The 12,969-nt window shown below is 63.3% G+C and carries 12 protein-coding genes; 2 read left to right on the forward strand and 10 right to left on the reverse strand.

The window, feature by feature from the left end; all coding sequences use genetic code 11:
• Positions 1-2: 2 nt before the first annotated feature.
• The 4 genes from AAF604_05330 to AAF604_05345 all read right to left on the reverse strand — a co-directional run bounded on the left by AAF604_05330 (position 3) and on the right by AAF604_05345 (position 5,306).
• Entirely contained in the window at positions 3-482 is a 480-nt protein-coding gene (locus AAF604_05330; protein MEM7049056.1) for a hypothetical protein, read from the reverse strand.
• 501 nt (positions 483-983) lie between these two features.
• Positions 984-2,438, reverse strand: a complete 1,455-nt coding sequence (locus AAF604_05335; GenBank protein MEM7049057.1) for a hypothetical protein — start codon at positions 2,436-2,438, stop codon at positions 984-986.
• A 4-nt stretch (positions 2,439-2,442) separates the two neighbouring features.
• On the reverse strand, positions 2,443-4,533 hold the full coding sequence (locus AAF604_05340; protein MEM7049058.1) for a cache domain-containing protein: 2,091 nt from the start codon (positions 4,531-4,533) through the stop codon (positions 2,443-2,445).
• Positions 4,530-5,306 (reverse strand): hypothetical protein, encoded by a 777-nt coding sequence (locus AAF604_05345; protein MEM7049059.1) that lies wholly within the window; start codon positions 5,304-5,306, stop codon positions 4,530-4,532. The genes AAF604_05340 and AAF604_05345 overlap by 4 nt, the downstream gene beginning before the upstream one ends.
• Positions 5,307-5,917: 611 nt before the next feature.
• Between AAF604_05345 and AAF604_05350 the strand changes: the two genes are divergently transcribed.
• On the forward strand, positions 5,918-6,154 hold the full coding sequence (locus AAF604_05350; protein ID MEM7049060.1) for a hypothetical protein: 237 nt from the start codon (positions 5,918-5,920) through the stop codon (positions 6,152-6,154).
• A gap of 526 nt (positions 6,155-6,680) precedes the next feature.
• On the opposite strand, the gene AAF604_05355 is transcribed toward AAF604_05350, so the two are convergent.
• Both AAF604_05355 and AAF604_05360 read right to left on the reverse strand, forming a co-directional pair.
• Positions 6,681-7,361: a response regulator transcription factor gene (locus AAF604_05355; protein ID MEM7049061.1), complete on the reverse strand. Its 681-nt coding sequence runs from the start codon at positions 7,359-7,361 to the stop codon at positions 6,681-6,683.
• 9 nt (positions 7,362-7,370) lie between these two features.
• Positions 7,371-8,078, reverse strand: coding sequence for an ATP-binding protein (locus AAF604_05360; GenBank protein MEM7049062.1), 708 nt, complete (start codon positions 8,076-8,078; stop codon positions 7,371-7,373).
• 181 nt (positions 8,079-8,259) lie between these two features.
• On the opposite strand from AAF604_05360, the gene AAF604_05365 reads away from it, so the two are divergent.
• Complete coding sequence (locus tag AAF604_05365) at positions 8,260-8,712, forward strand: helix-turn-helix transcriptional regulator (GenBank protein MEM7049063.1); 453 nt, start codon at positions 8,260-8,262, stop codon at positions 8,710-8,712.
• A 348-nt stretch (positions 8,713-9,060) separates the two neighbouring features.
• Here the strand turns inward: AAF604_05365 and AAF604_05370 are convergent, their stop codons facing one another.
• From AAF604_05370 to AAF604_05385, 4 genes are all read right to left on the reverse strand, one after another.
• On the reverse strand, positions 9,061-10,308 hold the full coding sequence (locus AAF604_05370) for a mechanosensitive ion channel (GenBank protein MEM7049064.1): 1,248 nt from the start codon (positions 10,306-10,308) through the stop codon (positions 9,061-9,063).
• Positions 10,309-10,435: 127 nt separating this feature from the next.
• Positions 10,436-10,822 (reverse strand): PKD domain-containing protein, encoded by a 387-nt coding sequence (locus AAF604_05375; protein ID MEM7049065.1) that lies wholly within the window; start codon positions 10,820-10,822, stop codon positions 10,436-10,438.
• A 3-nt stretch (positions 10,823-10,825) separates the two neighbouring features.
• Positions 10,826-11,221 carry a hypothetical protein gene (locus AAF604_05380; GenBank protein ID MEM7049066.1) on the reverse strand — a complete coding sequence of 132 codons (396 nt, stop codon included), beginning with the start codon at positions 11,219-11,221 and terminating at the stop codon, positions 10,826-10,828.
• A 284-nt stretch (positions 11,222-11,505) separates the two neighbouring features.
• Entirely contained in the window at positions 11,506-12,948 is a 1,443-nt protein-coding gene (locus AAF604_05385) for a PASTA domain-containing protein (protein MEM7049067.1), read from the reverse strand.
• Between the last annotated feature and the right edge of the window lie 21 nt (positions 12,949-12,969).

Raw genomic sequence — 12,969 nt, forward strand, 5'->3', positions numbered from 1 at the left:
TCTCAGGGATACTGCCCGGCCCAGGTCACCCAATGCCACTCGCGCTGGCGGCCAAAGGCATGGATCAGTCCTGCGAGGTCGTCACTGGTGTTGCAGGAGTAGTAGCAATTCTGCGTCCGGCTCGCAGCCCGCTGGCGGTGATCGCGATGGCTGAAGAACCTCAGGGGCAGCTCCGGCAGCCCGACCCTTCTCAGCAGCCGAGGCACCTGAAGCAAGCAACCGTCGAGCCGGCCGCCACCGGGCATCGGCGTGCTGTCGATCTCGACGCGCAAGATCGCCTTCGGTCCTCCGGCTCGCGCCACGGCGACCGCAACGATCCCGCGCCAATAGTCGGTGGTCGAGTGGTTTCCGCCGCCGTCTCCGAAAGCGTGGACGTAAACCAACGGTATGGCGGCCAATGGCCGGGTGATGGCGTGGACCAGATGGTGAATCCCGCCGGCAGGACCATGCCAATTGGAGACGGCATGAAAGATCGCGGGCATCTTCAGGCGCGCAAAACCCAACTGGGAAGCTCCTCTTCGGGACCGTTTGCAGAAGGCCACGAGCCGATTCGAAACGATCAGCCCTTGGCACCATGCAGAGATTTTCTCCAAGCGGCCACCGGGCGACCATGAGCCTCGGTCTTGGTCTTCACGGCAGGGCCGCCGCGACGGGAGAGGAGGCCCAAGAACCACGCTTCTTGGGCCAGAGAGGGGCGCTGAGCCCGGGACGCGCAGTCAGGGGCTCGGAGCCCCTCTCGGAACAGACAGCTAGCACGTTGCTGAAAAAGTTCAGGTTCGAGGACTTCCGGCCCGCGTGGATCCCCGAGCCCAGCGGGCGAGGCGGCGCCTTCGGCGCCGAGGACGGGGCCGCCCTGGATTGGGGTGAAGGCGCGCGACATGCGCGAAGCCGGGCCGCGTAGGCCTGAGGGGGGCGCCTTTTAGCCCCCCTGAAATAAACAGCAGGCGCTGAAGAAGCCGCCACGCGGCCTTTTCAGCAGCCTGCTAGTACTGAGAAGTCAGGGTGATGACCAGACAGAAGGTCAGGAGCACCGGCCAGAAGAGCGCCCTCGGTAGGACTCGGTCGCAGGCTGGAAAGAGCTTCCAGCGAGGCTGCGAAAGCAACAGGACATTCACCACGACGGTGAGCAGCATCAAATATCCCAGGCCGTAGAAAAGATCCAGGAAGCTGGCACCGCGAAATGGCAGGCTCGAGCGCAAATCGGCCTGGAGGAGGAGCAGCATCAGCAACAAACCCACCCCGATTTTGACCACCTGAAAGGCCTGCAGCTCGAGCTCTTCGCGGCCGCTCACCAGCAACAGGCAGTAGAGCAAGATCATGCACAGAGCGAGCGGCAAGACATAGAACACGACCGGTCCCACCAGCTCGCTTCTCAGAACGAGGTCGAAACAAAGCTCTGGAACGTCGGAGATGACGGCACCGGGCGGCCCCTCCGAAGGCACCGCGGCGTCCAGCCGACAATCTTCGAGGGAGCTCGATGCGACCTTCCAGCCGGGTATCGTCAGCGCCGGATCGAGACCCGGACGCCGAGAGGACCGGTTCGCCGGAAAGCTCTCGCGGTCGGGAACCAGAATCACGCCGACTGAGGACTCCCGAGGCCAGATCCGGAGCCGAACCCTCTCTCGCCCCAGGGGAAATCGACGATCGTCGAACTGCAGCGGTACCACGGCAGAAAATCTCCAAGTGAGCAACTCCGCATCACCCTGACGCCGAGAAGAGGTTCTGAGAATCTTCATCGACCGACTATCTGGCAAAACAAAGCCGCGCGAGACATCGTCATGGACTCCGTCGCGATAACGCTGCCAGATATATCCGGAGAGCTCGATCGACCGGGGCTCTCGGATTGCCATCGACTCGAGGTAGATGCCGGTGAGCAAAGGGAGCTGTGCCAGACCGTCGGCGTCCCGGTCCGGAAGATTGATGGCTGCCTGGATGTCACCTTGCGGTTCACCCGCAAATCGGTACACCGTGACCAGGGCCACCAGGAGGCCGAGGCCACTGATCGCCGAGCACCCTAAAAGGAAGGGCCGCAAACCCCGGGAAAGGCCTTGACGCGGATCGTGCCCCCGCGACGGCGTGCGCCACCCCACCACCGAGCTCACCAACGCGAGCAACAGCATCAATGCCCCATAAGACGCCATCAACAGGCCGAGGCGCTGGCGCCGGGCCACCGCCGCCGGCGGCCCCACCTCGGCGGTCAGCCCCGACGCCGGGGCAGATTGGCCGCCACTCGCCCAGGGACTCGGAAAACCCCCGGAGGAAGCCGACTCGACCACCGCTCGATCATCCTGTGATCGGCTGCAGCGGCCCGCCTCCTCACAACCGACCAGCAAGCCCAAGGAGAGCACCGCCAGGCGCCACCATCGGGTTCCAACAGCGGCGACCAGGAGGCCACCGTCGAGACGGCGACTCCCGCCACCGCTCGGCTTCGCCGGCACACCCTCACCAGGAGAAATGCCAGAAAGTAACGACGAAGGAGAAGGCTCCGATCAGGGGCCAGAAGAGCAGCTTCGAGACCAGGTTGTCGCGATAGGAGATCACCCAATGGGGGCTGCGAGAAGCTACCCCATAGGCCACCAAGCTGATGGCCAGAATGGCAAAGTAAAGCAGGAAGTAAAACCACTCCAAGTAGCTGAGATTCTCCGGCACTTCGCTGCGCAATTGGATGTGCGACAGGATCAACACGAAGAACAAGCTGGAAACACCACCTAAAAGCGGAAGGAAGCTGAACCCCAACCAGCGATTCTGCTCGTCTTGGCGCGTGACCGTGATCAGCATGGCGAAGAGAATCACGGCGATCACGACCAGCAAGACAAAGTTCACGATCAGAGCGCCGCCGCTCTCCCGCTGCACCAAAACATTGAAATAAAGCTCAGGGAAATCGTCCTTTCCGACATAGGAACGCACGCCAAAGTCGGAGCTGTAGCTATTCCTGACGTAGCTGAAGAAGGAGCTCTGGACCTCCCACCCGGAGACCACGAGATCTTCTTCGATTCCCGGCCGGGAGTGCGAATGAATCAGGCGGTAGGAATCGAGATCCGGCACCAGCAGGACATTCCGGTCGAAGTCCCGATGCCAAATCCGAACCCAAATCCGCTTGGCATCGAACGGATAGCGGCCATAGTCGAATTCTTGCCGCAGCCTGGCTTCGAAATACCAGCCCACGACTTCATCCTCACCTTCATGGCGCCAGTAGGCATGGCGTACCCGCGAATCGACGGCCTCGGGGAAGACGAACCCCGGCAGAATCTCCTGGAGCTGACCGGAGTGATAGCGCTGCCATAGATAGCCGGTGATGTGAACATCGTTCGAGTCGACGAAGGCCAACGACTGGATGAACAACCCGGTCGGCACCTGAATCGCCTCTCCGACTCCCAGATTGGTCATCGAGATCTGGTAGTCGTCGATGTACCTTTCCAGACCATCCTGGCTGGTGAGCTCGACGACGGTGTCGAGCGGGACGGCATGGTCGTGCACCGTCAAAGCCACCAGAGCGACCGCGCCCCCGGTCAGCACCACGAAGGCCCCCATCGAGATCCAGCGTTGCCTGGCCGAGCCCGGTGGCCCCAGGAAGAGCATGAGGACCGCAAGGGCCGACACCACCGCCTGCACCACGATCCAAGGCCGCTGCCGGTGAAGCTCTCCGAGAGCTCGAGCGGTGACCTCCTCTTGGATCAGAACCACCGCCAGCGTCCAGCCGGTCGTCGGTATGGACTGATGGAACAGCCACGACTGATGATCGGTCAGCTCGTCGCGATAGCTCAGCACGCCAGAGCTTTGCCCTTCGGCCGCCTCGGCGATCCTGAGGAGACTTCCATCCCCGGTCTCTTCGGCAAGCTGTCGCAGATTCACCCCGAGGTAGGAGTCCCTGGGATGAACGATGATCCGTCCCCCGGCGGAAACCAAGAAGGCGTAGCCGGCGTCACCCAACTGGAGATCGGATATCAGCTCACGAAACTCGTCGAGGGAGAGCGAAAGGAACGCGACTCCTGCCGAATCCGAGGGGTTCTGCGGCGAGGCGAACGGACCGACGACGATGGTTTGCCAGGCCTCGCTGGCAGAACCATACTGCGGCTCCAACCAAGCGGTGGTCTGGTCCCGTAGCGTGTCGTGGTACCACTCCTGATCGACATCCTCGACATAGTCGTACTCGATCGGAATGGCCACCGGCTCCCCAGCACGCTCCAGGCAGTAGCGCGCATAGAGCTCGACTTCAGGGTCGAATCGCCTCGGCCGATATCCCAAACCGGCGCCGAACAGTTTTGGGTCTTCAGCCTGTACCTCGCAGAGATACTCTTCGAGATCGCCATCCGACCAGGACCGACTCTCCAGACGCTGCATCATCTTCCGGTGGAGCGCACCGACCTCGCTGAGCTCGCGATCGATCGCGGTCGCGGCTTCGAGCGCTTGGGCCTCGGCATCGACCAGAGCTGTCGAGCGAATCTCCGCCGCCTGCAAGAGATGGAGGCCGATCGACACGACCAACGTCCCCAACAGCAGAGCTACAACGAAGGATTTAGGAACGGCGGTCATGATCGAGGCGGCGGACACTCCGCAACCTGGAGCCCATCATCGACCCGGCCAATGGAACCCCGCAATCCGAAGACGGCGGCCCTCGGCTCGCCGCCGGAGGCGCCGTCGGAGATCCAGAGGGAACGAGATTCGGAAGCCCCTGCGATCGCCTGCACCAGGCGAAGGAAGTCCGTCACCGCTCCTCGGCCAGCGACAAGCTGCCGCCCGCGGCCGGTGCCCCGGTTGACCAGACCGAGAGCGAATCGTGCCGTCCAGGAGGCCGGACGGTCGAGGCTCAGGGCGAGCGGAAGGAGCCCGAGGCGGGCTCCCTCGCCGGCCACACCCGCAGGCGTGATCAAGACCGGGACTCCAGCGGCCTGTTCCAAAACCGTATCGAGCTCACCGCCGAGGACGGCGCCACCCAGAATCCAAAACAGACTCCGATGGCCTGCCGGGTCCGCCACCTTCAACTCGAGGCGAGCGCGGCGCACGGAGAGCTCGAGCTCCTGCCGGGCAAGCCCTGGGTTCTCCACCATCACCTCGACAACCTTCAGTCCCCGCCCATAGGCCGCACCTCGGACCACCGAGACCTGCTGCCGCAGGACCGGGACCTGGCGCGAGGAATAGACCAGTCCAAGCTGGCGCAGATCGGGCCAGTCTCGCCGCAGACGCCGCAGGAGAGCGGTGATCGACACCTCGGTGGGGTGGAAAGCCAGCAGACCCTTCGAGCTGGTTTCAAAGACGTCGAGCCGGCTCCGCAAGGCCGGACCAGAACGTGCACAGAGAGCGATCACCGGAGCTGTCGCTACCCCGGCGACCGCCGCAGAAGCGGCGGGGCCGACAACCAAAACCAAATCAAAACCAGCGGGGCCCTTCCGGCCTAGGAGCTCTGCAGCCGTCTTTAGGTCGGCCATCGGAAGCCTCGTCAACTGCGGCCGAACCCCCCGCCGGGAAAGAGTCTCCTCGAAGCTCTTCAAGGCCGGCTCGAAGGGCCGCGGATCGGCTGGCAAGAGAACCAGGATGGGTACTGGAACAGGATCGTCGGCCACGACCGGTGAACCGCCGGCCAGCACGAAGAGCGTGGCCAGACCAAGCCCGAAGACCCTGCATCGCAGAGCCAGCGGCCTACCGGACAGAGCCTGGACCGTCGTCATGGCACGTGAGGCTCGGGCTGGTCGAAAACGGAGGCCACGATCGGCGGATGCCCAGGCCGAGCACCAGACCGATGGGGCTCGCCTCGACCCGCCTTGGGACCAACCCGCCCAGACCCACGCCCAAACGACAAGCTGGTGGCAATCACCTGAGCCTGGCGCCAGCCGTCGTTGGTCTCTTGGCTGCGCAGCATCAGAAAGACACTAAAAGAACAGCGACCAGAGTCTCGCCACCGAGCCCCGATCGGTACCAGATGATTCTCGACGACCTTCCCCCACTCGTCGCCATCGCGATGGAACACCTCGTTCCAGAAGAAGACTTGCGACCAACGACCGAATGGTTGCCCCCGGCGGCCGGGCGTGAGGTCTCGAACCCCGCGGAGCTGATGACTGAAGACGAAGCGATCGGCGCCGTCCTCGACATGAAACAGCTCGGCTCGATGGCGACTATCGAAACGCCAGCGACCCACCGGCCGCGAGCGCGGAGCTAAGTCCAGGAAAACGCTGCCATCGATGTCCACGGCGCCATCGAAGTCATAACGTTTCAGACCCAAGCCGAACCACAGTCGTGGGTGGAATCGATAGGTGACCACCGGCCCCACCTGCATCTCTGAGAGGTCCGCGAGGTTATCTTCGAGATGGGTTTCCGACTCGAGACCGAGACTCCAACGCTGGCCCTGCCACAGGCCAACCGTGAGGTATGACCGAAATTGAAAGTCTCGCTCCTCCGCCGCAAGGTGCGAAGCGAATGAAATGAACCAGCTGCAGATGAGAAATAGAATCGCGAACCTTCGCACAACGTACCTCCCGAAACACTTCCCGAGCGAGAATTTCGCCCTCGACCCCGCAAGCCGGGTCCTGCGAAGAAGAACCCAACGGAGGCTCCTTTCCGTTGGGTCTCCTATGGTTTCCCGCCTCCTCGGCAAAGGCCATGGACGGGGATCTTGGGGAATGCTCTTGGAGCAGGCGGCAACGCTGCGTTCCAGCGCAGGAATGTTCGACGGCGGTCGAGCGAGCTCAGTCGCTCGCCGCGCTGCGCCCGACTCCCAAGACGTCGGCATAGCGAACCAAGCGAGCACTGGTGCGAGCTCCGAGTCGCTCCATCACCGCGTACTTGTGAAATTCGGCGGTCCGAGACGAGATCCCGAGAACGCTGGCGATCTCTTTGAGGGACTTTCCATCGGCCAACAGGGCGAGGACCTGCTTTTGCCGTCGGGTCAGCTCGAAACTGGCGGACAGGCCGTGGGCTCGGGAGTCTCGGACACCAACCAACCGCTCTCGCAGACACGGCGAAAGCGACCTACGCCCTCTCAGCGAGCGGTAGATGGCCTGCTTCAGGGAGCCGCAGCTCTCGGTCTTCATCAAGTAGGCGCAGACCCCCACTTCAAAAGCACGAACGGCGATCCGCGGATCGGCATGCATGGTCAGAATGATGATTCGTCGCGACGCGTCCTCGCGCAGAAGACGGCGACTGATCTCGAGGCCGTTGAGCACCGGCATGGACAAATCGACCACCACCACATCGGGATCCCGGCACCGCACCGCCTCGATCAGAGCGTGACCGCTCACCAGCCCATCGAGCACATCGAAGTCGATCGCCAAAAGCCTGGTCAGCCCTTCTAGAAACAAGCGATGGTCGTCGGCTAGGAGCAGGCGTGGCCTCCCCGCGGGCTCCTCCACGGTGTCTGCGGCTCGCATTGGCCAGCTTCACCTGACGAGCGCCCGGACACGCCCTTCCGCAGTCGTGCCGGTGAGCGGAGGCAGCGGCAAGGATGCCCAGACCGTGGTGCCCTTGCCCGGCGCGGTCGTCAAGCGCAGCTCGCCACCGAGGGCGGCGGCACGCTCCTCCATCGCCACCAGGCCGAGGCCTCCCCGGCGGCGCACTCGCGGTGGCTCGAAGCCGATGCCGTCATCCTCGACGCTCAGCGTCACTCGCGCTTCTTCGAGCTCCACCACCACCTGAACGCGAGCGGCTCGACCATGGCGCATCGCATTGCGCAGGGCCTCCTGGGCGATGCAGTAGAGCTCTCGCGCCGGAGCCACCGGAACCTCACGATCGACCGCCGGATCGATGATCAGCTCGATCACCGCTGCGAAGCGGTTTTCCAGCTCCCTGGCGGAGTCTTGGATCGAGCGCTCGAGACCGAGGATCTCGAAATGGGCCGGATGAAGATCGTGACCCATCCGGCGGGCTCGATCGAGCAGCCGGCGCGACAGAGACCCGAGATCCTTCAGCCGTGGAGCGAGCTCGTCGCCGGAGCCCAGGGTTTGCGCCAGCAGTTCGAGCTCCACGGCGATCAGAACCAGATCCTGGTTGAAGCCATCGTGCAGCTCACGAGCGATTCGCCGGCGCTCCGCCTCGGCGCCGAGCACCTGACGGCGCACCAGCTCACGCTCCTCCAGCGGAGTCACCATCGGCCGTCGACCTCGATTCGGGGGCCGTGACGCCACCAGCAAGCCCCCCCCCGGGCGCCAAAATCGGCCGTCGACAGTGGCCCTTTCGCCATCCCTGGGAATTTTCCCAGTTTTGATCTATCGAAAATTTGAATACCTTGTGTCTCGGATTTCATCTTTAATTCCTTTATGGGAGGCCCTCATGTGGCAGCAACCCAAGGACTTGTCACCCCGTCTACCGGAGCATGGCTTCGAACACCCATTGCTCGAGCGCTACTTCGAGTCCCAAAAGCCTGACCTCGCACGCCTACCGCGCGAGCTCCGGGAGGTGGTCTCATGCATCCACTCTTGCCTGTTCGAAACCGGATTGACGGTCAAGATCGTTCGGGACCGCTGCCGCATCCGTGACAACAACATCTCGAGTCGATTCCGCCGCGCCCTCGGTCAAGGTATGAAGAGCTATATCGACCGGCACCGCATGGCGGCCGCGGAGTCGCTTCTGTGCGGTTCCGATCTGGCGATCTTCGATGTCGCGATGGCCGTTGGCTACTCCCACGTCGAAACCTTCTACCAAGTGTTCCACCGCCACTACGCCTGCACTCCAGGGCGCTACCGGCACAAGGTCCAGCGCTCCTCGTCGGCCACCGACGGCTGAATCGCGAGGACGACGACCACCGCGGAACCCTGAAGCTGCCCCCGTCTCGATCCCCGGGCAGCGCTCCGACCGACCGAGCCCGGATCACCCCACGGGCTCCCCTGCGAGATTCGTTTTCAATCAGTGCAATTGGAGGTCATCGGTCCCGGCATGCAATGGGGCGGCCTGCAGGAACCCGTTCCCTGCAGTTGCCGCCCGGCACATACCGCTCGGGGCAACTCGCCTTTCCGGTCCCTTCTGTATCGCTGGGAGAGACGCGGGCGAGCCATCTGCCCACCCGCCATCCCAGCCGTGTGAAGCCGCGGTTCGAGTCGCGTCCAGCGACCGAGGCGTGTCGAACGGAGTTGCTCAGGAGTCCCCGCGCCGGCTTGCAATCCAGCGCGAAGCATGCTCCCGCCCCCCGAGGCCGAAGGCCAGCCCGCCGGCGATGGCGACTCCCAGAGCCGCTGCGCCAATCGCCAAGTGCAGAATCTCCGGAGCCAGGCCGGCCTGTCCCAGGGCCATCGCCCCGGCCATCACCAGAACCAGAACCCTGGCGGTGGTTGCCAACGGCGTTCCCGACGAGCCCCGCCCCTGCTCCCAGTCGGCCAGGGTCGAGGCCAACTTGCGGCTTCCCCACAGGCCAAAGGCGAAGATTCCACACGCCACCAAGACCCGGAAGGAACCGGCCAGCAGCCCCTGGAGAACCTCCGAGACGACGCTCAGTCCCAGCGAGTTGGCCGCCTGAATCGCTCCCACGAACAACATCCCAGCCAAGACCACCCAGCCGGCCGCCACCGAAGCCTTCGGCCCCGACTTGACGGTCACGCCGAGAATCTCCGGCAGGCGATCGACACCCAGGCTAGCGAGCAGCGGCACCGCCAACCGCTGAACGATGCGCGCCACGAAATAAAAAACGGTCAAGACGAACCCGGCTCCGAGCAGCTTCGGGACCAGCGACAGAATCTGTCCCACCATCTCGCGCACCGGGCTGAGGCCCTCCATCTGCAAGGCGTCGAGGATCTGAGGGAGGAAGAACAGGAGAACGAAGTAGAAGACCACATCGCTCAGGGCTCTCCCCAACAGCGCACTCTGTTTGCCACCTGCCCCATCACCCTCGCCGGCGGCCTCGCCGAGGCGATTCTCGAAAGCGATCGACTGCAGGAACGAACGGGCCATCATCCTGGCGACGCGCGCCAGGCTCCACGCAATCACCGCGAGAGTGCCGGCGGCCATCAACTGCGGCAAGAAACCCACCAGGCTGGTGATCAGATCGGTCAGCGGCTCGGTCACCATGGTCAACCCCAAGGCCCGCAGCACCTCGATCGAGACGAACAGCATCAACAGGCCGTAGACCAAGGAACCCAAGATCTTTTCGACTCCCAGATCCTTGCGTCGCCCGCCGGTCAGCAGTGACGAAAGATAGCGGTCCACTGGAGTCCGGCGGAGCAGCCGCACCAGCACAGCTCGCGCGACGCGCGCGATGATCCATCCCACCCCGAGGATCAGGAGCGCCTTGAGCACCGAGAGTCCGATCACCAGGCCTCGATCCAAGAGTCCCGCCAGATCGAGGGTATAGGCAGGAAAGGCCGATCCTTCGGCCGCTGGCGCAGCCATCGCCAACCAGCTCGCAACTTGTACAGACCCCGACATTTCGATCAACTGAGAAAGCACTTTGACCCCTCCTCTTCGAGAGAATTTCTAACGACTGGATTGCACCATCGGCCCCTTTCGGCCTCGGCTTTCACAGTGGCGAGCCCGTCCGAAAAACGTGAATCGTCTTCGTCACCTTGTCGCAGCGGACCGAATCGAGATCACTGCTCGGACAGACCTTGAGGGTCACCGGATAGCGCCTGGGGAGATCCTCCAGGAAGTAGTTGTGGCTCGGGCTGCGCTCGATGCTCGAACGGCCATCACCGAAATCCCACTGCCAGGCTCGAACCCCAGGGCTCGAGTTGTCCTTGAACTCGACCCGCGCCCCCTCTCCTGCGAAGCTGAAATCCGCTCGAATGCGCGGCTCCGTCGGCGACGAGCTGTCGCAAGCGAGGCCTCCTGAAGCCAGGATCAGGGTCAGCGTGAGCCAGAGAAAGGCAGCGGGCCCGGGCACATATCTCAAGCAATCGCGCCACATGGTCTACCTCCGTTGAATGAAGATGTCCCGAGCAACCAGAGTTTCTTGCTGAGGACCATTGAAGATTCCGATGATCGTGACGATTTGATTCTTCTTGGCGACCTCGGCCCGTCGCACCAGACCAGACCCTTCGGTCACCAAGACCTTCCGCGATTGCTCTTCACAGGAATGACCGATGACGGCGAACCTGAAACTGACTCCGATGACGATCCCGTCGCTGCTCTCGAGGGGTTCGGGCACGGTGCAAACGATGCCTTCTCCGCGATAGAACTCACTCATCATTCGGGGTCCCACGAGATCGAACAGAGAGCGAGTCCCCCGAAACATGCAGCCATTGGTCAGAAGTGCGAGAACAAGAAGAGGTAGAGCGAGAATCAAACGGACACCTTTTCGCTTCATGCCAGAGGCCCTCGTAGCGGTGTGCTGCCTGCAGGGACCAGGACCCAGCGGAGCACGATCGGGAGTGGTTGTCATCGACAATGAGAGAACTCTAAGACTGGGACCAGCCCCCCACCATGGCCTAAAATCTTTGTGTTTAATCTTGATTAAATTACTTCGAATTGTCCGAATAATTAGAGCCAAATTCAGGGCAGCGAGCATCGCGCCTGGCGGACCGAGAGTCCGCCGGCGGCACCCTCCTGGCCCCTGTCCGGGAGCCATCACGAGCCGTTGAGAAATCCGGGCTACTCCGGAAAGGCGGTGACCTTCATCGAGCAGCATCGGCCCTTCCAGGCCTTCTGGGAACTATCGAGAGTCAGGCTCGTCAGGTAATGTCCAGATGCACAGCGCAGGGGGCCATAATCGAATCCCTTGGCGCTGACTTCGTCGCCGCAAGAGGTCCCTCTCTCGAAACTCGGACTGCGCATCGAGCGAGCTCGCTGTCGCTCGAATCCCCGCCCGCCGCTCAGCGCCCTGCCCTTGAATTCGAAGCCGTCGAGAAAGGTCTTGCTCGATGTCGCTTCGAAGCGAGCCGTGTCCTTCCATTCCGGACGCTTGGTGACCGAGTCTTCATCCAACCAGGGAAGGTAGGGGCAACAGTAGACCTGAAACGCCGCACAGGACTTGCTGACACAGGAGAAACCCGCGGCGGCCGCTCCCCGGCGGCAATTCATCGGTCCGAACTCTGAGGAAAAGGGATTCGTCCAAGAGCAAGGACCCTGAGCAATCGTCAGATCGATGGACGTCCCTGCCGGCGCGGCCATCTTTGGCGCGGCGCTTTGCTCACTGACTCGGCCGGGTTCTTGGCGAGCATTCGCCGACAGGCTGATCTTGCCTCGCGACAAGCCGGCATCTTGCAACAGCTCTTCGGCCTCCGAAAGCTCTCGCCCGACCAAGCTCGGAACCAGGGTGCGGAGGCCGAGGGAGATCGTGCCGCCCTCCGCAACGAAACCACCGGGCCTCGGAACCTGCTCGCCCACCGTCATACAGGCCAGCTCGAGCCATTTGCTGGGCTCGACCACCAGGCCGAGAGACTCCGCCTTCTCGACCGCCTGGCCGGGAGAAAGCCCCATCAGGTTCGGGGCCTCGAAGCCGATCACCGGCGTCCCGCCACCGCCGCCGGATCCGCCACCACCGGCGGCATCTGCGCGGGTGCCCGCTCCGCCGCCGCCGGCGCCAGCTCGATCACCGCCACCACCACGACGAAGCGCTTCCGTGGCTGAGCCCCGGCTCCCCTCGGCCGCCCCATCGCCGTCCTTGCCGCCCCCCATCACCACCAGCAAGACGCCGACGAGAGCGATCAGCACGACTAGCGAGACCGCCAAGAGAATCCACCACAGGCGCCGCGAAGGCGCCGCCTTGGTGAGCGTGATCGTCGGCCCCTCCGAAAAGTCTTCATCCGGGTTGAGCTCGGACACGACATCGATCCGAAAGCGATGCTCGCCCGGGGGCACCTCCCCGGGGACCTCGACCGCGAGCTTGAACTCTTCCGGTTGATTGGCGCTCAGCTCGCGCTCGCCGTCCTCCACCGACAACCAGCCTTCGTCCGTTTCCTCGAGGGGAACCAGCACCACCCGCCCGGCCACCGACTGCGCCAGGTTGGTCACGACGAAGGTCAGCTCGCCCTTTCCCTCTTTGTCGAGGGCGACCTTCTCCGCCGACGAAACGATCTGAAAAATCTTGGCCATACTCGCCTCCTGAAAACCCGA

It is taken from the genome of Acidobacteriota bacterium (genome assembly GCA_039028635.1).
Taxonomy (GTDB): domain Bacteria; phylum Acidobacteriota; class Thermoanaerobaculia; order Multivoradales; family JBCCEF01; genus JBCCEF01.